Raw genomic sequence first — 20989 nt, 5'->3', positions numbered from 1 at the left:
CGAATTACAGATTACTGAAGCGTTGACGTAACCGCTGCCGGATCACTTCAGCAAGCGTATTAAACACAAAGGTAAAGACAAACAGCACCAGCGCCGCCAAGAACAACACGCGGAAGTGCGTGCTCCCTACTGCAGTTTCTGGTAACTCAACCGCAATGTTCGCGGACAAGGTGCGCATACCTTCAAACAAATTGAAATTCACGACAGGACTATTGCCGGTGGCCATTAACACAATCATCGTTTCACCGACTGCGCGGCCGAAACCAACCATGACCGCCGCAAAAATACCAGGACTTGCCGTTGGTAAGACGACGCCCATCATGGTTTGCCAAGGAGTTGCCCCAAGCGCCAGTGAGCCTTGCGTTAAATGGCGTGGCACGTTAAACACGGCATCTTCAGCAATCGAGAAGATGTTCGGGATCACGGCAAAGCCCATCGCGATACCAACGACTAAGGCGTTCCGTTGGTCATAAGTGATACCGTTATCAGTGAACCACTGACGTAAACTGCCATTAAAGAACAGCATGTCTACGCTTGGGCTTAAACTGACGCACAACCAAATAAAACCAATAATCACGGGAATAAGCAGCAGCACTTCCCAACCGAGACCAAAACGCTCGCGCCAAGAGCGCGGCGCAAAGCGCCAAAGATACGCGGCCAACAGCATCATGAAAGGTAACAACAGCAGAATGGCGAACACAGCACTGAGATATTTCTCGATAAAAGGCGCCAACCATAATCCGGCTAAGAAGCCTAGAATAACAGTTGGTAAAGCCGCCATGATCTCGATAGTTGGCTTCACCTTCCCGCGTAATTTTGGCGTCATAAAATAGGCAGTATACAGCGCGCTCATAATTGCCAGCGGTGTAGCAAACAACATGGCGAAGATAGCCGCTTTCAGAGTACCCAGCGCCAGTGGCACCAAGCTCATTTTCGCTTCAAACTCATCAGAACCTGAAGATGCCTGCCAGATATAGTCACTTTCGCCACGACCTTCATACCAGACTTCATTCCACATCGCTTTCCAGCTGACGTCCGGATGCGCATTTTCCAGCGCGAAGCGCTGTACTTTACCGTCTGCGGCAAAAGCCAGTAATGCAGTATTGATTGGGCTGATGGCGATGCGTTCAAAACTGGTCCCCTCCAGCAACGGTTCCAGCGCTAAAGTGCGGGCTGACGTGCCGTAATGGATGCCAAGGTTGGCCGCAGCATCTAGTACCAGGAAACCTTTGCGGGAATACTCAGGTTCAATCTGGCGAATCGCTGCAGGATGCTGTTCAAAATCACGGATATGTTTTAAATGGAAGTTGTTGTGCTCATCGCGCACCAGAAACCACTGGCTGAGACTGCCGTCCGAACCACCGACAATCAGCGAGACCGCACCGACCAGAAACTCGACCGCAGTAACTTGCTGACCGGCAGCTACCGCACTGACTGCTTCAACATATCGGGCCTGGGCCGGATTTGTGACGTCATAATAATGAATCTTTTCATTACCTTCCGCGATGAACAGATTGTGCAGCGTGGTATCAAGTAAAATCCGGCTGACGTCTTTTGGTGCATCCGGCAACGAATAATCGGTGCGCACTAAGGTCGTCTCACCGGTCATAAACTCGGTTTGTGCTTCAAATACGTGGTAACTCAAGCGACCGTCAGCTGCAAACGCCACTAACGCAGTACCCGCGCTACCTTCCTGCACCGCCAGGCTCTTTAACGCCTGACCCGGATTTAAATCCAGTGGTGTTTCACCCAGCGGATAGGTAACCACTGGCACCACTTTGCGTTTGTCGTCCGGATAACTCAGGTTGTATTCGTGTTTGATCACCAGCGCTTGGCCATTCGATAAACCAAGTGCCAGCAAACCTGAGCGAGGTTCACCGCGGGCAAATGCTGAAATCGAGGTTTGTGCCGGAAGTTGCAGCTGCACTTTTTCGCCAGCCTGACCGGTCAGCGCATCAAAGAATTGCAGCTCCCCGGACGCCGAGACATTCAGCCCCACTTCACTGTAGCGTTCAAGGTTGGTATACAGCGGTTTACTGCTGTTGATCTGGTAGCTTTGCTCTGCTTCCACGCTGGCTGACGAGAAGATCGGCCCAACTTCAGAAAACAGATAGACAAAAATAGTCGCAAAGGCTGCGACTACACTGATGCCGGCAAATGCGATACCGTATTTGGACATTTTATCTTTAAAACTGCGCCAGCGGCGCAGACGAGCCCGTTTTTCACCGCTTGGCAATAATGATGGCCTTGTAGTGACAGGAGCTGACGTGGAGGTCTGTTGCATGTTTACACATCCAGTACTGACTTTTCGGATGCTGCAAAGCTTAGACGAGATTTATGTCAGAAATATTACAGCGTAGATTTTTGTCATAATTTGGCAATATTCAATGCCAAACAGTCTGGTAAACCGCAAATTGGCTCCCATGTTCGAAGAGCACCTAACGCAAAAGGCGCCCGCAGGCGCCTTAAAAAAAAGCAGAGATTTATTTGATACCAAGTTCGGCCAGTACTTTCGCCGCAACTTTGTTCGGAACTGGTACATAACCGTCGCGAACCACAATCTCCTGACCGCGTTTTGATAACACCAGTTTGATAAACTCGCGTTCCATTGGCGTCAGTTCTTTGTTCGGGTGTTTGTTAACATAAACAAACAGGAAACGGGACAGTGGGTACTTGCCATCCAGCGCATGGTCTGCTGTTGGTTCAACAAAAGGTGAGCCTTCTTTTTTCGCCAGTGGCAGTGCACGTACACCAGAAGTCACATAACCGATACCTGAGTAACCGATGCCGTTGATAGACTCGCTGACACCCTGCACTACTGAAGCAGAACCAGGCTGTTCGTTGATGCTTGATTTGAAATCGCCTTTACATAACGCATGTTCTTTGAAGTAACCGTAAGTACCAGATACCGCGTTACGGCTGTACATGGTGAAATCGCGGTTCGCCCACGCACCATCCAGACCTAATTGACCCCAACGCGTGACATCTTCTTTGTAACCACATTTGCGGGTCGCAGAGAACACTGCGTCAACCTGCGCCATGGTCATGCCTTTGATTGGGTTGTCTTTATTGACGTAAACCGCCAGCAAGTCGACCGCAACCGGCACTGCAGTTGGTTTGTAACCGAATTTAGCTTCAAACGCCTGAATTTCGCTTGGCTTCATCGCGCGGCTCATTGGGCCGAAGTTTGAAGTACCTTCAGTCAATGCCGTTGGCGCTGTAGAAGAACCTGCGCCCTGAATTTGAATGTTCACATTTGGGTACAGCTTACGGTAATCTTCAGCCCACAACGTCATCAGGTTGTTCAGCGTATCAGAACCGATACTGGAAATACTGCCCGATACGCCAGAGGCTTTCTGGTAGTCAGGTAAAGCCGGGTCGACTTTAGTCACCGCAGCGGCTTGAAAACTGAAAGTGGCAGCGATAATGGCTGCAGTCGATAAAATTTTAAAAGTTTTCACCTTAAAGTCCTCTTGTTGGCAATCGCAAGCCTGTGCCTGCAGTTCACGCTACACATCATATTTCGGTAATATGACAATAATATGACGATAAAACAGTCTGGTGAATTTCTAGTAAAAAGCGACTAACAGTGTTGTTTTTTTAAAGTGGCTGGCTATAGTTTCGGCAGGCTGGGCGCCCGGATGGTTAACCGTGTGGGCACTGGTCAAGTCGTTTAAATAACAAAAATTAAATTTTAATGTGATATATTTTTTACGCTGAATCCAGATAGTCGCGGGATTTACAGCGGCGTACTAAAACAAGGAAATGCGCTATGAAGCAGTTGGTTTTAACGTTGATCGGTCAGGATAAAGCAGGCCTGGTCGAACAACTTGCAACGTTGATTGCCGAATACCACGGCAATTGGACCGCAAGTAATCTGAGCCATCTGGCTGGTTACTTCGCTGGGATTTTACAGGTTGAAGTGGCAGAACAACATGTAGCGGCTTTAACCGCTGCCCTGCAACAGATGAAGGATCTGGATATCCGCGTACAACATGGGGTGGACTCCCGCGTCAACGAGCAGAAACTGCTAAAGTTCGTCATCACCGGCAACGACAGACCGGGCATTGTGCGTGAACTGTCGTCGGTCATTAAGCACAAAGGCACCAATATCATTCACTTTGAAAGCTCTAAGCAAAGCGCACCGAATTGGGGTGTGCCACTGTTTAATGCGATCGCAACCGTCGAATTACCAGAAGGTTTGAACAAAGACGAAGTGGTACAGGCGCTTGAAGACATTGCCTCAGATGTGATGGTTGATGTCGAAAATCTGAACTGAAACGGTTCTGTCCAACAATAGCCCGTGCATGTTCTGACGTGACGGGCTATCTTATTCATAATTCTTTCATCAAATTGCCATAGATTAGGCTCAGCACCTCCCCCGCAGTGATGGAACTGATATGGAACTACCAAACAATTCAGAACACCCGATGCATTATTTCCCAAAAGAACTAAGCTGGCTTGCTTTTAATGAACGCGTGTTGCAGGAAGCTGCAGATGAGCGCAACCCATTAATTGAACGTCTGCGTTTCCTCGGCATTTATTCCAATAACATGGACGAGTTCTACCGGGTGCGGGTTGCGGACGTGAAGCGGCGTATCATGCTGCAGATGTATCACAATGAAGACGCCAGCCAGACCGAACATTTATTAAAACAAATTCAACAGTTTGTGCTGCGTCTCGGCGCCAAGTTCAATGCCATTCATATGGACCTGCAACTTGGTTTGCGTAAACATAACATCGAGTTTATCGACCAACACAAGCTGAATGAATCGCAAAGCGCCTGGGTTAAATCCTATTTCAAAGAAAAAGTACTGCGTCACATCTCGCCCATTCTGTTGTCGAACGAACACCTGCAGTTATCAAAACGCCTCGAAGACAATGCCACTTACCTGATGGTGGAAATGACCGGTCAGGGCAAACCGGAATATGCCATAGTGCAGGTTCCGACAGATGATGTGTCGCGTTTTCTGGAACTGCCGATTGCATTAAACCGCACCAAACGCCGCGGCCGTTATCGCCACCAATTTATGATGCTGGACGATGTGATTATTCACTGCCTGCGTGATTTGTTCGTTGGTTTCTTTGATTTCTGTGACATCCAGGCTTACTCGATGAAACTAACCAAAGATGCCGAGTATGACTTGAGCGAGTCATTGGATCAGAGCCTGCTCGACAAGATGTCGCACGGTATCCGGCAACGGCTGGAATCGGAGCCGGTGCGACTGGTCTACGACGTGTCGATGCCTGAGCACATGCTGAAAATTTTGCGTAAATTGCTGGGTGCAAACACGCTGGACGCCCTGATCCCCGGTGGTCGGTACCGGAATTTCAAAGATTTCATTAATTTCCCGTACACCGGTCATGCCAGTCTGGAGTTTTCGCCGCTGCCGCCATTACCAAGTCCGGATTTTGAACAACACAACACCACTTTTGATGCGATCCGCAGCAATGACGTGTTACTGCACTACCCCTATCACAACTTCACTTATTTCACCGAATGGGTCCGTCAGGCATCCTTTGACCCGAGAGTGAAGTCGATCAAAATGACGATGTACCGCGTGGCAAAAAATTCGCGGGTGATCCATTCGCTGCTCGATGCGGTCAGAAATGGTAAAAAAGTAACAGTGGTGGTCGAGCTCAAAGCGCGCTTTGACGAAGAAAATAACATCCAGTGGGCCAGGCGGATGACTCAGGCCGGTGTGCAGGTTGTGTTTGGCCTGACCACACTGAAAATTCACTCCAAACTCTGCATCATCAGCCGCGAAGAAAAAGCCGGACTGGTAAAATATGCCCATATCGGCACCGGTAATTTCAACGAAAAAACCGCGCGAATCTACACAGATATGAGCTTGTTTACTTGTCACAAAGAAATCTGTGATGAAGTTGATCAGGTATTTGAGTTTGTTGAATACAGTTACAAGCCTTTTGTTTTTCAACACTTAATTGTGTCGCCGACCTGGAGCCGGCCAAAGCTTAACAGCTTAATTCAGCGCGAAATTGATTTTGCTTTGAGCGGGCGCAAAGCCGAAATTGTGCTGAAGCTGAATAATCTGGTCGATGATCCTATTGTTGATCTGCTGTATAAAGCCAGTCAGGCTGGCGTGAAGATCCGGATTATCGTGCGCGGCATGTGCTCGCTGATCCCGGGCATCCCGGGTAAAAGTCATAACATCAAAGTGATCAGTGTGTTGGATCGTTACCTTGAACATGCGCGGGTCTACCAATTCTTTAATGGTGGCGATATTGATTTATATCTGTCATCGGCGGATTGGATGACACGCAATATCGAAATGCGCGTCGAAGTGGGCGTGCCGATCTATGACGCGCGGATTAAACAACAAATTATGACAGTGCTTGATTTGCAATGGAATGACAACGTCAAAGCTCGTCTAATCGACCAAGAACAAAGCAACCCTTATGTCAAAAGGGGCAACAGAAAAAGTATCAGGTCTCAGCAGGCGATTTATGACTATCTCGCCAGCCAACAACTGGGACCGACTATTCAGGCAGAGTTATGACCCATCTGACGCCAAATGCGTTGTCTGCCGCCGAATTAATTGCGGCGGTAGACTTAGGCTCCAACAGTTTTCATCTGGTGATCGCACGTATCGTTGACGGCGCACTGCAATTGTTGCATCGGGAAAAACAAAAAGTTCAGCTGGCCGATGGGCTGGATGAACAGCAAATGCTCAGCGATGAAGCGATGCAGCGCGGCCTGGCCGTGCTGCGGCAATTCGCCGATACGCTCAAAGACATGCCGACTCAATCCGTCCGCGTGATCGCCACCTACACATTACGCCGGGCAAAAAACAGCGCACGCTTTTTACAACAGGCGCAGGACGTGTTTCCGTTTCCGATCGAGGTTATTGCCGGACAAGAAGAAGCGCGGTTGATTTATCAGGGCGTCGCCCACTTTGAAACATACACCGGTCAACGCCTGGTCATCGATATTGGTGGTGGCAGCACTGAATTTGCCATTGGTGTGGATTTTCAGCCACTGAAACTGGCCAGCCGCAATATGGGCTGTGTCAGTTTCGCCAAGTTCTATTTTCCGCGTGGCCGCATCAGCCCCAAACGGTTTGAACGGGCTCTGATGCATGCCGAACAGGAACTGGAAAACATCTACACCGGTTATAAAAACACCGGCTGGCAGCAGGCGGTAGGTACATCCGGCACCATCAAAACCATTAAAGACATCGTCAGCGGACTAGGCTGGCATCCGCATGTGATTAAGCTCGAGCATCTGGAAAAACTGCAACAACTGTTGTTGGAAGTTGAGCTCTGTGATGCGTTAAATCTGCCTGGTCTGACGGAAGATCGTAAGCAATTGCTGGCGCCTGGCCTGGCGATTTTACTGGCTTCGTTCCGGATGCTGGGGATCGACGAGATGGTCTATGTCGACGCCGCCCTGCGCGAAGGCGTGTTGTATGAGATGAGCGATCGGCTGCAACATCAGGATATCCGTCAGCATACGATACAAAGCCTGATTAAACGTTATGTAGTCGATGCAGAACAGGCCGGCAGAGTCAGCCAGACCGTGCAAACCTTGTGGGCTCAAACGCAGACCCAGTGGCAGCTCAGTGCAGAATGGGGACAACTATTACAGTTTGCCTGTTATGTCTATGAAATTGGCCTGCAGATCAACTCATCCAGCGTGCAACGCCACAGTGCTTATATCCTGAATAATTCCAACTTGCCAGGCTTTAACCAGGAACAACAACGGGTGTTGGCCAGTCTGGTGCGGTATCACCGGCGGAAAATAAAACCGGACGATATCACGCCATTTTATCTGTATCGTCAGAGCGATTTTTACTACGCATTGTGTCTGTTTCGTCTAGCAATATTACTGAATCAGAAACGCCGGGAAGATATTCTGCCGGAGATCCAGGTGCATGCGGCTGCACAGCAACTGACGCTGCTGCTTCCGGACAGCTGGTATCAGCAACATACGGTGTTGGCCGCAGATTTACGTTCAGAGCAGCAGTTTATCAAACGACTCGGTCTGACCTTAAATTGTCCGGGCTTGCCTGAACTCAGTGACGAGATATGAAGCATAGCGCTGCGGAACATACCGCAGCGCTGTAGTTAGTTGTTTACTGCCGCTGTTTATCGTTTTGCTTTCCGCTTTCGCTCTTTGCTTTTGCTTTTGCTGCAGCTTCAGCTTCTGTGAGATCGGTCACCGTCACTACCCCACCGCGGTTCTCGTGATTAAATTTCATTTCTTTGAGCTTTTGTACCTGATCGGCTGAAAAGCGACCATAAGTGACAGACTTGGCCTGCACGGTACTTGCCATCAGTTCCAAATTGGCCACTTCCTCCGACCCCGGCATCGTTTGACCCTGGGCAAAAGCCCCTAACAAAGCCGCATCATTCGTCGCGGCGCCACCGCCATAGTTGCGGCTGGTGCCATAGATATCCGTCACAGTCCAGTCATTGATATCAGCAACCAATGTTTGTGCTTGATCCAGCAGCGGAATTTCGTCTTCCCGCAGGTATTCTTTTAAATGATTGCGCAGGTCGGCGGCAAAGTCAGGGAAATAACTGGCATTGCGCTGATAAAACCCAGCGACCCGAAAGGTCTTGCCATTGGGATAAGTACCGCGGTTGGTATTGATAAAATCAGTGGCATTAAACTGCAGCGAGCGATTCAGATTGGCGCCGGTGTAGGCATATTTGCGGATGCTGGGACTGCCAATGTACCCCTGATATAAGCCATAGATCACCAGCACTTCATCCGGATATTTTTGTTGCAACACGCCATATTGGATATCATTGAGGCTCAGTTGCACACCGCCTGCCTTCACAAGCTTGCGGGTTAACAGACCGTCTTTACCGGTGACAAAGTCTTCCAAGTCTTTTTTCGGATAGACTTTGTTGATTTCATCGATCACCACCACGTTATACAAATTCAGCCAGAAAGCGATTTGCTCTTTTTTATTCAGAGAATTAAGTGGGATCTCCACGGGAACCGATTCCAGACTGGCACGGATTTTACTGATCACGGCGGCCATTTCTGGTTTCTTTTTAAACTCCTCAAACATGATGCGGTTGCCGGCATTGGTCGTCAGTATGTTGTAGTTGTTTTTCAGCCGAGTGCTGACAGACGCCGAAGCGGCCTTGGACTTTTTCCGGCTGGGCGGGCCGGACATTAACACAGCGGCATCCAGCACATAGTCGAGATCGGCATAGTCTATTGTGATCACGCTGTCCGGCGTTTCGCCCTGCCAGGCCTCAGGTAAGCTGAAATCACTGGCGGATACCGATTTTGCACTTAAACATAAGAAGATCATTATTAACAATTTTTGCCACATTTTTATTCTCCTTGTCTCGTTAACTTCACCACATTAGGCGAATTTTTACGCATTCTCAACTGATCCCACCGCACTAAAATCAGCGGGAATTTTGCGGTGGTATTGCTTGGTTCACTGCCGGGTCAGCACTTAACGCCCTATTGCTTTGAACCTGTGACCGGATATGTGGTATTACTCCACATCAGAGATGTTGAGTGGTTAACTACCGGAGTCATTTATGCGTTTGCTGCTGTCTACCCTTGCTTTGGCCTGCTCTGCGGTGCCGGCTGTTTGTTTCGCCGATGTAAAAGCTGACCTGTCACCCGCCATTAGTGCAGTAATGCCACAAGTGATTAGCTGGCGTCGGGATTTGCACCAACATCCCGAGCTGTCCAACCGGGAAAAGCGCACCAGCGCCATGGTCGCGGCTGAGCTGAAAAAACTCGGGCTGGAAGTGCAGACCGGTATTGCCCATACCGGCGTGGTGGCGATGTTAAAAGGTGGCAAACCCGGCAAACTGGTGGCGCTGCGCGCCGACATGGATGCACTGCCGGTCAAAGAGCAAGTGGACCTGCCATTTGCATCCAAAGCGGTGGCGGAATTTAATGGTCAGCAAGTCGGCGTGATGCACGCTTGTGGCCACGATGCCCATGTCGCGATGCTATTAGGTACCGCCACAGTGCTCAGTAAGATGAAGGCACAGCTATCAGGCGACGTAATGTTTATCTTTCAGCCAGCTGAAGAAGGCCCGCCGCCGGGTGAAGAAGGTGGTGCCAAACTGATGCTCAAAGAAGGTATTTTTGCCAAACGTAAACCAGATGCCATTTTTGGTGTGCACGTCTGGCCTGGCCCTGCCGGTCAGTTACAGGTGAAACCTGAAGGCATTATGGCGGCAGCGGACAGCTTCGAGATCACCGTCAAAGGTGTGCAGGTGCATGGCTCCAGCCCCTGGCGTGGTATCGACCCTGTGGCGGTGACAGGACAGCTGATCACCGCCCTGCATCAAATCCCGGCGCGTCAACTGGATGTGACCCAGGCACCGGCAGTGATGTCGATTGGGCAAGTGCATGGCGGCGTACGCTGGAACATTATTCCGGATGAAGTCAAACTCGGCGGCACGATCCGGACCTTTGACCCGGTGATGCGCGAGCAGCTGATTAGTAAAATGCAGCACACCAGCGAACATATTGCTGCCGCCAGCGGCGCGACGGCGCATTTCCATTCCCAAAGCTTTGCGGCAGTCACCTGGAATCACGCGGGCCTGACTGATTGGGCGATGCCGTCGCTGAACTGGGCAGGTGCCAAAGCGGGCGTTAGCCCGATTAAGCCGATCACCGCTTCGGAAGATTTCTCCTTTTTCCAGCAGGAAGTGCCGGGGGTGTTTTTATTTCTTGGCATCGCCGAACCGGGTCAGCCAATTGAGAAAACCGCCCCCAATCACTCGCCGTTTTTCCGCGTTTATGAACCGGCAATGGAAAATGGTGTGCGGGCAATGGCGGGTTTAGCGGTAGATTTTCTGGCACAGGCGCCGGCGTTAAAGTAGTCCCGGCCAGCGTACGGCGGCGCTTCCGCTTGCCGTACTCTATTCAAACACCAGCGAAGCAAGCAGCTTATTTCAGCTTTTTCGGCAACTTCGGCTGATTCGCAGTTAACTCACCCACCACTAACTCCGGCGGCAGCGCGAAAGAAAATGAACTACCGCGTTTCGGTTCACTGAAAATCATCAACCTGCTCTGATGACGCGACAACACATGTTTAACGATAGCCAAGCCCAGTCCCGTACCACCTGTGGTGCGTGCCCGCGCCTGATCAACGCGGTAAAACCGTTCGGTTAAACGTTTGACATGCTGCGGTGCGATACCTTCACCATTATCAGTCACAGTAAATACGGCTTTGTGATGTTCACGCCGCCAGCTGACTTTGATGTCACCGCCGTCCGGCGTGTATTTGATCGCGTTCGTCACCAGATTGGAAAAGGCGCTGCGTAGCTCTTCAGTAATTGCATTGACGCGTAAATCCAGATCAATATCAAAACTGATTTGATGCTGTTTCTCGCGGTTCAGGCTATGCGCTTCCTGCTCCAACAACGTCAGCATGGCTGGTGCATCGACGTTTTCGTCATAATGCACTTTGGCGGCAGCTTCTATCCGTGATAGGGTCAGCAGTTGCTGTACCAGATTGTCCATCCGTTTGGTCTGGTCGAGCATCACTGAATGGGCTTTTTGCCAGATCGCCTGCTGTGGCAGATGCTCAGGCTCCATCATTTCCAGATAGCCCTGCAGCACTGTTAATGGCGTGCGCAGTTCATGCGACACGTTGGCGACGAAGTCTTTGCGAATTTGCTCAAGTTGTTTGAGCTGTGTTATATCGCGAATGATCAGCAGATATTGCTTTTCACCATATTGCAGCACGCGGTATTCCAGCGTCAGATCTTCAGTCAGCGGCGACGGTAATTCAATCGCCTGCTCGAAGTTCTGCTGTTGCAGATATTGCTGAAATTCCGGATTACGAATGAGGTTATCAATGCGCTGCCGTTCATCCATCGGCCAGCGTAAACCGGCCATCTGTTGTGCCAGTTTGTTACACCAGACGATAGTCCAGTCCAGGCTCAGCACCACAATGGCGTCCGGCAAGGCTTCGGCACCGTCGCGAAAACGCCGGACCAACGCCCGTAAGTCTTTGTTTTTCTTGCGCGCTTTGCGTTGCCGGTAATAAATCCCGTCAAACACCTGCTGCCAGCTGCCATCACCGGCCGGTGGTGACAATTTACGGTCACGCCAGAGCCATTTATCAAGCAAAAACAGATGTTTGTAGTGCCAGGCAATGATACCGGCGGCGAGCAATAACAGGAATTCAGCGGTCAGGTCAAATAACCAGCCAAGCCCAGCAGCAAGCAGTGCAAGCCCGGCTAACCGGCTGACAATAACCCGTTTGGACAGTAATAAACGCATAACACCTACTTGGTTGCGCCGACCCGTGCAAATCACAGGTCGCGCGGCAGTCTGAGGTTATTTTACCGAAAAACGATAGCCAGAGCCACGTACGGTTTGCACTAACCGATCATGACCGCCATGAGAGATGGCTTTACGCAGGCGGCGAATATGCACATCGACCGTGCGATCTTCGACATAAACATTGGTGCCCCAGACATGGTCCAGTAACTGTTCGCGGCTATACACCCGCTCCGGGTGTGTCATAAAAAAGTGCAGCAGACGGAACTCAGTCGGGCCCATATCTAGTGGCTGGTCTACTGCTGTCACGCGGTGTGACACCGGATCCAGTTTCAGGCCCTGCACTTCGATCACCTCGTCCAGACTAGTCGGTGCGACGCGGCGGATCACTGCTTTGATTCGAGCCATCAGTTCTTTTGGCGAAAATGGTTTGGTGACGTAGTCATCCGCGCCTACTTCCAGACCGCGCACTTTGTCTTCTTCTTCGCCGCGCGCCGTGATCATGATGATCGGAATGCTGCGGGTCAGTTCATGTTGTTTCATTTTTTTCGCGATTTGGATGCCACTGCCACCTGGCAGCATCCAGTCCAACAGCACTAAATCCGGGTATGGCTCTACCAGCTGATTAATCGCGCTGTCAAAATCTGCCGCTGTGCTGGCCTGATATCCATTTTGTTCCAGCACAAAACACAACATATCGCGAATTGGTGCTTCATCTTCCACTATCAGAATTCGTCTCGACATAGCCTGTTACCATCATCCGAGGTTTTGGGTACTGCGATCAGTATCCCGCCTAATTATGACATAATTATGAAAGCCGACTGTTCCGGCATCGACTTCTTCACAACTCATTTGCATACATGACAGCCGTATGCTGTTTTTTTCCGATTGCTTTGCTGCGGCAGCGCAAAGCCCGGCGACAAAATATTGCGAACTGGGAAGACAGTTCCGTGACTTATTTGTGAAGGTTTTTTGACAGCATCGACGCCAGCAGGCGCCATTGCTGGACTTTGGGTTGCTGTCATCTGCCTGCCAACATTCTGTCATAAAACAGTCACGCCCGAGATTTACCGTCTGTGCAGTTTTTTTACTGACCCACTGCATCGACGGAGATTAAGATGGCATTCGGCAAGATTTTAAAGTTAAGCGCAATTTCGACTGCTTTGTTCCTGGCTGGTTGTGGCGGCGGTGACATTGTGATTAGCACTGGCGCTGGCGGGACCACTCCTACTACACCAACTACACCAACTACACCAACTACACCAACCAGCAAATGCCCGAGCTTTGCCAAAGAAGGCGCTGCAGTTGGTGGCATCAGCAAAACGATTTGTGAAGTCACCGGCACTCTGACCGCCGACGCGACTTTCACTTCAGGTATCGTTTGGGCTTTAAGCGGCAAAGTACAAGTCGGTAACGACAACGCTAACAGCGCAACACTGACGATTGAACCAGGCACCACAGTGTTTGGTAAATCAGGCGCAGATTTCTTAGTGGTCGCCCGTGGTTCGAAAATCAGTGCTGTTGGTTCAGCCAACGCGCCAATCGTATTTACCTCTGTCAACGACATGATTGGCACAGCCAATGATGCATCTGCCGGCCAATGGGGCGGTATCGTGTTACTGGGTAAAGCACCGACCAACAAGTGTGACGCTGCTGCGCTGGCTAATTGTAAAATTGAAGCTGAAGGTAACGCCGGCCCATACGGTGGCGATCGCCCAACGGACAGCAGCGGTATCCTGAAATTTGTCCAAGTGAAATACGCTGGTTATGAAGTCATCAAAGATAACGAATTAAACGGCGTGACTTTTGCCGGCGTAGGTTCAGGCACTGTCGTTGATTACCTGCAAGTGCATAACAACTCAGACGATGGTGTTGAATTCTTCGGCGGTAACGTTGACCTGAAACACTTAGTACTGACCGGTAACCGCGACGACTCTCTGGATTGGGCTGATGGCTGGACTGGCCGTGTGCAACACGTGCTGATCCGTCACAACCAGAACAATCTTGAAGCAAACCGTGCGATTGAAGCGGATAACCAGTCTTCTAAATTTGACGCGACGCCGGTATCAAAACCACGTTTGTCAAACGTCACGATCATCGGTAACGCCTTTACCTCAGCGGCTGCTGATTCTGAAGGTATCCTGCTGCGCGCTGGTACCGCTGGTGAGATTTACAACACCATCATCACCGGGCCAAAAGGCATGGGCGAGTGTTTTGAAATCGAAACACCAGAATCTGTTGCCAATGCTAACAGCGGCAAAATTATCTTCCGCAACTCTATCGTGAGCTGCCCGGAAAACTTCAAATCGCCAAAAGACGCCAGCGGCAACACGCTGTTAGACGTGGCGAAATGGTTTGCTGCACAACCAGGCAACAGCGTAGCTGACCCGTTATTAGGCGGTTACATGCCAGCTGCAACTTCACCTGCGCTTGGCAAAGGCTACAACATGCAGAACTTTGTCGACCCATGGTTCGACAATACCAACTACATCGGTGCTTTTGATGGTGCGACTGACTGGACCAAAGGCTGGACGCACGGTTTACATGCCAGCAATGCAGCACTGACCGCCTGCCCGACTGGTACGACAGAAGTCGCGTCACTGACCGGCAAACTGAACTGTGAAGTCAAAGGCACTCTGACCAGCAACGTGGCATTAAAAGCCGGTGCTGATTACGTGTTAAACGGCAAAGTGACTGTCGGTGGTGACAACACTACTTCAGCAACACTGAGCATTGACCCGGGCGTGCGGATTTACGGCAAATCAGGTTCTGACTATCTGGTTGTCGCCCGCGGCAGCAAAATCATGGCTGAATGCTCTCCTACTGCACCAATCGTGTTCACTTCACTGCAAGACGTGATTGGCTCAGCCACTCGTGCCGGCCAGTGGGGCGGTATCGTGGTACTGGGTAACGCACCAAGCAACAAGTGTGACCAGGCAGCAACGACTTGCTCTATCGAAGCGGAAGGCAATGCCGGCCCATACGGTGGTTACAAAGCGGATGACAACTCTGGTGTGATCAAATACGTACAAATCCGTAATGCGGGTTACGAAGTCATCAAAGACAACGAACTGAACGGTCTGACACTGGCTGGCGTTGGTAAAGGCACTGTGGTTGACCACGTGCAAATCCATAAAAACCTCGACGACGGTCTGGAACTGTTCGGCGGTACTGTCAACGTGAAATATGTGGTGTTGACTGGTAACGAAGACGATTCACTGGACTGGACTGATGGCTGGAACGGTAAAGCGCAGTTCCTGCTGGTTAAACACGATGCAGCGAATACAGTGACCAACCGTGGTATCGAAGCAGACAACCAGTCAACGAATTTCTCTGCGACGCCACTGTCTGAGCCGACTATCGCCAACATGACCATCATCGGTAACACCTTTAAGTCTGCCGATATGGACTCAGAAGGCATCCTGCTGCGTGCCGGTACTTCTGCCAAGCTGCACAACATTCTGGTAGCAGGTCCAAAAACAGACACTGGCGCCATGGGCGAATGTCTGGAAATTGAATCAACGCAATCTCAGGCCTTGGCAGCCAGCGCCAAACTGGTGATGACGCACTCAGTACTGGGTTGCCCGGAACCGTTTAAAGGTACCGTTTCTCCAACCATGACTGTTAAACAGTGGTTTGAAGGCCAGCAAGGCAACAAAACTGCGGCGGATCAGGCTGCAGTGCTGAACGGTCTGTACACCATCGACACGACAGCTGCCAAAGATATGGCCGCAGTCGACAGCTTCTTCACCAAGACCACCTTTGTCGGCGCGATGGATGCTGCCAACGACTGGACCAAAGGCTGGACCACTGGTTTAGGCAACTAAGCATGATAAAGAGCCGGCTTTTGAGTAATCAAAGGCCGGCTTTGTGCTGACGAAGACTTTTGTGAAGAACCCGGCAATGACCGGGCAGATAAAAACTCAGGCTGGAATTCGCAGCCGACAGGATTCAGAAAAATGAGCAGCTTGCACCCATTTGGCCCATTTCATTTAAACCGCAACCGCGTCACCCGCGCAGTCCTGCTGGCCCTGAGCGCCAGTACTGCCCTGCCGCTGACTGCGGCTGTTGCACAGGAAGCCGCAGCGCCGGCAGTAACAAGCCCGGCACCAGCCAGCGAAACACAGGCCGTAGAACGGATCAACGTTTCAGGCCGCCTGTTAAGCTCAGCCGCGGCTACTGCTGAAGAACGTCGTCAGCAACCTTTTGTTGCTGAATTGCTCGGTATGGACCAAATCTCCCGCGCCGGTGACGGCAACGCTGCCGCAGCACTGCGCCGCGTGACAGGTCTGACGCTGGTCAAAGACAAGTTTATTTATGTGCGTGGCCTCGGTGAGCGTTACTCATCCACGCTGTTAAACGGCGCACAGGTGCCAAGCCCGGATCCAACGCGTAACGTCGTGCCAATGGACATGTTCCCGGCCGGCATTATCGAAAGTATGGTCGTGCAGAAGTCTTATTCCCCGGAATTACCAGCCGCTTTTGGTGGCGGTAATATCAACATCCGCACCAGCAGCATCCCATTAGACCAGGTGTTCAGTTTCTCAGTCGGTACTGAATACAACAGCCTGAGCAGTGACAAAGGCCTCGAATACACTGGTGGTGGTGATGATTGGCGTGGTCGTGATGACGGCACCCGCGGTCTGTCAGAAGCATTCCGTAACGCAGTTACCAAATACGGTTCACTGGATTTAGTCACTATTGCCCAAGGCCTCGGTGGTGTCAGCGCGGACAACCTGGCAAAAGCTGAGTTGATTAACCGTAATCTGGGTCTGGAAATGAATCGCCAGCTGGATGTGAATGAGAAAAGCTTAGGCCCGGCCTATGACGCCAGCATGTCCTGGGGTAACCGTTTTGATATCGGTGAGCGGGTATTTGGTGTGATGGCGGGCGTCAGCTACGACCAGTCCAGCGAAAACAGCAAAGATCAGGAACGTTATTACTCCATCACGACAGGCACCGAGTTAACGCCGCTGAATCGCTACGATAACATCCTGCGTACTGAGCATCAGGTCAAATTGTCTGGCATGCTGAACTTTGGTTTTGAGTGGGATAATAATCACCGCTTTGAAACCTCCAGTATCTACCTGCAGGACACTAAAGATCGGATCAAACGCAAAAGCGGTGACTCGATTGAGACCATCAACGAAGCGAATCGCGAAAACGAATTTTACAACATTCTGTATGAAGAGCGTTCAATGCTCAGCAACCAGATCCGCGGCAAACATACGCTGGATTGGGCTGGCGACCTGAATATCGACTGGCAATATACCGACGCTAAGGCTGAACGGACTGCTCCAGGCGAAGTGGAATACCTGTATGTCCGCACGCTGGATGATGCCGGTAAACTGCAAAGCAAAACGATGCGCCGCAGCGACAACGCGGTGATTTATCAGTTTGGCGATATGCAAGACAATACCGAAAACGTCAGCTGGAACGCCAAGTATCCATTGTCGACCGAAAAAACCGAATGGACTTTCAGTGCCGGCTACAACTACTTCGAACGTCAGCGTGACGCCTCTACTGCGCGCTACAAGTTTGATACCCGTGGTTTTTCCAACGACGACCTGAGTCTGGCGTACAGCCAGGTGTTTGCCGATGCCAATATCCAGAACGCCGCCAAACGCTTCCAAATCTCTGATGTAACTGGTGATGCCGACGATTACAAAGCAGCTCAGATGATTGATGCGGCTTATGTCTCGATGGAAGCGACTTATGACTACACCTGGCGCGTCAATCTGGGTGTGCGTTATGAAGATTTCCGTCAGGTTTCTATCCCACTGAACCCGTCAACTGGTGCTGTTCAGGGTGATATCACCAAGATGCCGATCCAGGAAGATGACCTGTATCCGGCGCTGTCGGTGACCTGGATGCGCACGGAAGAAACACAACTGCGCTTTGGTTTTAGCGAAACAGTGGTTCGTCCAGACTTGCGTGAAGTGACGCCGGTGTTGTTTATCGACCCAATCACTGACTTTAAGGTAATGGGCTTTGCCGACCTGAAGAGCACTGACATCAAAGGCTACGACATGCGGTTTGAATCTTACTTAGATTCCGGCAGCAACTACAGCATCGGTGTGTTCTACAAAGACATGATCAACCCGATTGAAGCCGTTGAACTGAAAGGCTCAGACGGTAACCTGCTGATGTCATTCCGCAACGCCTTAGCCGGTGAAGTCTACGGGATCGAAGCCGAAATGCTGCAGAAGCTCGATATGTTCGAAGGCAGCTTTGGTCAGTTTGTGGACAACTTCTTTATCAACACCAACCTGACGCTGAGCAAATCAGAAATCGAAATGCAGGCATTAGGTGAGTCAAACCTGACCAATCTGGTACGGCCATTGACGGGTCACAGTAAGAACGTAGTGAACTTCCAACTCGGTTACGATTCCGATAACGAAGACCATACGGCAACTTTGACTTATAACGTGTTTGGCAAACGCATCGCCTTCGCCGGTATTGATGGCAAAGATGACGCCTATGAACAGCCGTTCCACTCGCTGGATTTCACTTATAGCTACACGGTGCTGCCAGAAGGTAACCTGAAGTTCTCCGTGAAAAACCTGCTGAACGAAGAAACAGAAATTCTGCAACAAGGCGAAATTCTGCAAAAACGTGAAGAAGGTGTCAGCGTCGGCTTAAGTTACAGCCAGAAGTTCTGATCCGCATCGCCGGGTTACATTACTACGGTTGGAGAACCGCGGAAGTCAGCAGGGATAGCTGCTACCGCGGTTCTGTTTTTGTAGCGGGCAAGAATGCTGTTCTGACCAGCTTTACCTTGACCAGACCGGTGCAGGTTCTTTAAGATCAACTTAACTTTTTGCCAGAGGCTGCATTTCCTTGGACATACCCAGTCGACCTGCTTTGTTGTAATTCAGTCTGCCGCCTCTTCCTGCCTAGTACAGCCAGGTCAGTTGCAGTCTGACCGGCCTATTGCCACTTCAAAGTATTTTCTCGCACTGTGTCGTCCCTGGACCTCGTCTTTTTACCGGGAGTCACCTGATGCTGCGGATCTTCACCGTACAACAACAAAAACTGGAACGGCTCGAGCTGCAAAGCGCCGAGCAAGTGCAGCAGGCGATTTGGCTCGATTTACAGGAGCCGGATGAAGCAGAACGGAGTTTTATTAGCGACCAGTTTGGCCAGCAATTGGCATTACGGGCAGAACTGGATGACATTGAAGCGTCAGCGCGTTTTTTCGAAGACGAAGACGGCCTGCACGTCCACTCGTTGTTTTTTTATCAGGAAGACCGGGCGGCCACCACCACTGTGGCTTTTACCATTCGCGACGGTCGTCTGTTTACCCTGCGTGAGCGCGAACTGCCGGTGTTTCGTCTGTACCGGATGCGCGCACGCAATGCGCATTTGCAAAGCAGTAATGCGTTTGAATTGCTGCTGGATTTGTTTGAAGTCAAAATTGAACAGTTAGCCGACAGCATCGAAGAGATTTCGTTAGCCCTCGAGGCCATTAGTCAGGTGATTTTGCAAGGCAAACAAAATGAAGCCTTTCAGGAATCGCTATCCCGCCTGACCGAACTGGAAGATATGAGCTGGAAAGTGCGGCTCTGTCTGATGGATACCCAGCGCGCTATCAGCTTTTTACTGCGCAAAGCCCGCTTACCGGCCGATCAGCTGGAGCAGGCGCGTGACGTATTACGCGACGTCGAATCGCTGCTGCCACACAACGAGTCTTTCTCGCAGCGCGTCAACTTCCTGCTGCAATCAGCGATGGGTTTTATCAACATCGAACAAAACCGCATTATCAAAATCTTCTCGGTGGTCTCGGTAATTTTCCTGCCACCAACGCTGGTGGCCAGTAGTTACGGCATGAACTTCGCGCATATGCCCGAGCTAAACCTGCAGTTTGGTTATCCACTGGCGCTTGGCTTAATGCTGATTGCCGGCATCACGCCGTATCTGTTTTTTAAAAGAAAGGGTTGGTTGTAGCGGAGTGGAAATTTGGTGCGTTTTGAAACGCACCCTACGTCAGATCTGAATGTAGGGTGCCGTTAAAGGAAGCGCAACGCACCATGAAATGGTCGTCACATGTCATCCAAGAGCATCAGAACTTATGTTCGATACCAATCGCCAGATAGTCGGTATCGGCTTTGTTATAGAAATCAAAGCTGCTGTACCAGGCGAATAATTTAGTCTCTTTACCGAGTTTGTAATCAGTACCCAAGCTATAACCGTCGTGGTCTTCCAGCGTTTGGTACTGTGCTTTCACTTCAAACTTATCCAGCGGATAAGCTGCGTTCAGCAGATAACCATCTTCTTTTTTGCCACCAGCCATTACTTCTTGCTGGTGTAAACCGGCACCCAGTTTGATTTTGGCAACTTTGCCCTGCACAAATACCCGACTGCTATCGTAGCCATTCACGTCATTGTCCATTGAAACGGACGCGAACAGCGGGCCATCTTTCAAACTGTCATCACCGTACATCAGCGCTACAGATTGACCGTCCTGGCCTTTTTCCGAGTCTTCCATAATGTGGCTGACCATCAGCGAGAAACCGGCAAATTTCGGCGTGATATAAGCCAGAGAATTGCTCATGCGGTTTTCGCCTTTCCACAGCGTTTTAATGTCTGCTTCATAATCATTAAACAGATCCATCTTGCCTTGCGACAATTTCAGCGCAGTATCGTTGCGACCGGCTTTGATGGTACCGAAGCTACCAGTCAGACCAATAAACTGGTCACGCGCTTTGATATTTTTCTCGTTCGCTTCGTCGGTCAGGTCCACTT

At 50.6% G+C, this 20989-nt stretch carries 13 protein-coding genes; 7 read left to right on the top strand and 6 right to left on the bottom strand.

Annotated features, from left to right (window positions below; genetic code table 11):
- Positions 1-4 precede the first annotated feature (4 nt).
- Entirely contained in the window at positions 5-2284 is a 2280-nt protein-coding gene (locus tag ACFFJP_RS04240) for an ABC transporter permease subunit (protein WP_377240853.1), read from the bottom strand.
- 199 nt (positions 2285-2483) lie between these two features.
- Positions 2484-3461 (bottom strand): PstS family phosphate ABC transporter substrate-binding protein, encoded by a 978-nt coding sequence (locus ACFFJP_RS04235; protein ID WP_377240851.1) that lies wholly within the window; start codon positions 3459-3461, stop codon positions 2484-2486.
- Between the two features lie 311 nt (positions 3462-3772).
- On the opposite strand from ACFFJP_RS04235, the gene ACFFJP_RS04230 reads away from it, so the two are divergent.
- The 3 genes from ACFFJP_RS04230 (at position 3773) to ppx (ending at position 8053) form a co-directional block, all read left to right on the top strand.
- Positions 3773-4279 (top strand): glycine cleavage system transcriptional repressor, encoded by a 507-nt coding sequence (locus ACFFJP_RS04230; RefSeq protein WP_208933282.1) that lies wholly within the window; start codon positions 3773-3775, stop codon positions 4277-4279.
- Positions 4280-4400: 121 nt separating this feature from the next.
- Positions 4401-6521: a polyphosphate kinase 1 gene (ppk1, locus tag ACFFJP_RS04225; RefSeq protein ID WP_377240849.1), complete on the top strand. Its 2121-nt coding sequence runs from the start codon at positions 4401-4403 to the stop codon at positions 6519-6521.
- Positions 6518-8053, top strand: a complete 1536-nt coding sequence (ppx, locus tag ACFFJP_RS04220; protein WP_377240847.1) for an exopolyphosphatase — start codon at positions 6518-6520, stop codon at positions 8051-8053. The genes ppk1 and ppx overlap by 4 nt, the downstream gene beginning before the upstream one ends.
- A 43-nt stretch (positions 8054-8096) precedes the next feature.
- On the opposite strand, the gene ACFFJP_RS04215 is transcribed toward ppx, so the two are convergent.
- The gene (locus tag ACFFJP_RS04215; RefSeq protein ID WP_377240845.1) at positions 8097-9314 is read right to left on the bottom strand and encodes a DUF547 domain-containing protein; all 1218 of its coding nucleotides are present in this window, start codon (positions 9312-9314) and stop codon (positions 8097-8099) included.
- 217 nt (positions 9315-9531) lie between these two features.
- Here ACFFJP_RS04215 and ACFFJP_RS04210 point away from each other — a divergent pair, with 217 nt between their 5' ends.
- Positions 9532-10836 (top strand): amidohydrolase, encoded by a 1305-nt coding sequence (locus ACFFJP_RS04210; RefSeq protein ID WP_377240843.1) that lies wholly within the window; start codon positions 9532-9534, stop codon positions 10834-10836.
- Between the two features lie 67 nt (positions 10837-10903).
- Here the strand turns inward: ACFFJP_RS04210 and phoR are convergent, their stop codons facing one another.
- Both phoR and phoB read right to left on the bottom strand, forming a co-directional pair.
- Positions 10904-12244 (bottom strand): phosphate regulon sensor histidine kinase PhoR, encoded by a 1341-nt coding sequence (phoR, locus tag ACFFJP_RS04205; RefSeq protein ID WP_377240841.1) that lies wholly within the window; start codon positions 12242-12244, stop codon positions 10904-10906.
- Positions 12245-12301: 57 nt separating this feature from the next.
- Positions 12302-12988 (bottom strand): phosphate regulon transcriptional regulator PhoB, encoded by a 687-nt coding sequence (phoB, locus tag ACFFJP_RS04200; protein WP_031568707.1) that lies wholly within the window; start codon positions 12986-12988, stop codon positions 12302-12304.
- Between the two features lie 374 nt (positions 12989-13362).
- Between phoB and ACFFJP_RS04195 the strand changes: the two genes are divergently transcribed.
- The 3 genes from ACFFJP_RS04195 to corA all read left to right on the top strand — a co-directional run bounded on the left by ACFFJP_RS04195 (position 13363) and on the right by corA (position 20191).
- Positions 13363-16071: a beta-helix domain-containing protein gene (locus ACFFJP_RS04195; RefSeq protein WP_377240838.1), complete on the top strand. Its 2709-nt coding sequence runs from the start codon at positions 13363-13365 to the stop codon at positions 16069-16071.
- Between the two features lie 132 nt (positions 16072-16203).
- Positions 16204-18906, top strand: a complete 2703-nt coding sequence (locus tag ACFFJP_RS04190) for a TonB-dependent receptor domain-containing protein (protein ID WP_377240836.1) — start codon at positions 16204-16206, stop codon at positions 18904-18906.
- Positions 18907-19246: 340 nt separating this feature from the next.
- Entirely contained in the window at positions 19247-20191 is a 945-nt protein-coding gene (gene corA / locus ACFFJP_RS04185) for a magnesium/cobalt transporter CorA (RefSeq protein ID WP_377240833.1), read from the top strand.
- Positions 20192-20306: 115 nt separating this feature from the next.
- Here corA and ACFFJP_RS04180 read toward each other — a convergent pair.
- On the bottom strand, positions 20307-20989 hold a 683-nt coding region (locus ACFFJP_RS04180), incomplete at its 5' end, for a porin (RefSeq protein ID WP_377240831.1).

It is taken from the genome of Rheinheimera tilapiae (assembly GCF_042432165.1).
Classification (GTDB): Bacteria; Pseudomonadota; Gammaproteobacteria; order Enterobacterales; family Alteromonadaceae; genus Pararheinheimera; species Pararheinheimera tilapiae.
The sequence above is the reverse complement of the archived record's forward strand: the minus strand, read 5'-3'. Positions and strand labels throughout refer to the sequence as shown.

Bases quoted from the DNA above. Each gene is read 5' to 3' on its own strand.
- ACFFJP_RS04240 (WP_377240853.1), bottom strand. From the start codon at position 2,284: ATGCAACAGACCTCCACGTCAGCTCCTGTCACTACAAGGCCATCATTA.
- ACFFJP_RS04230 (WP_208933282.1), top strand. From the start codon at position 3,773: ATGAAGCAGTTGGTTTTAACGTTGATCGGTCAGGATAAAGCAGGCCTG.
- ppk1 (WP_377240849.1), top strand. From the start codon at position 4,401: ATGGAACTACCAAACAATTCAGAACACCCGATGCATTATTTCCCAAAA.
- ppx (WP_377240847.1), top strand. From the start codon at position 6,518: ATGACCCATCTGACGCCAAATGCGTTGTCTGCCGCCGAATTAATTGCG.
- ACFFJP_RS04215 (WP_377240845.1), bottom strand. From the start codon at position 9,314: ATGTGGCAAAAATTGTTAATAATGATCTTCTTATGTTTAAGTGCAAAA.
- ACFFJP_RS04210 (WP_377240843.1), top strand. From the start codon at position 9,532: ATGCGTTTGCTGCTGTCTACCCTTGCTTTGGCCTGCTCTGCGGTGCCG.
- phoR (WP_377240841.1), bottom strand. From the start codon at position 12,244: ATGCGTTTATTACTGTCCAAACGGGTTATTGTCAGCCGGTTAGCCGGG.
- phoB (WP_031568707.1), bottom strand. From the start codon at position 12,988: ATGTCGAGACGAATTCTGATAGTGGAAGATGAAGCACCAATTCGCGAT.
- ACFFJP_RS04195 (WP_377240838.1), top strand. From the start codon at position 13,363: ATGGCATTCGGCAAGATTTTAAAGTTAAGCGCAATTTCGACTGCTTTG.
- ACFFJP_RS04190 (WP_377240836.1), top strand. From the start codon at position 16,204: ATGAGCAGCTTGCACCCATTTGGCCCATTTCATTTAAACCGCAACCGC.
- corA (WP_377240833.1), top strand. From the start codon at position 19,247: ATGCTGCGGATCTTCACCGTACAACAACAAAAACTGGAACGGCTCGAG.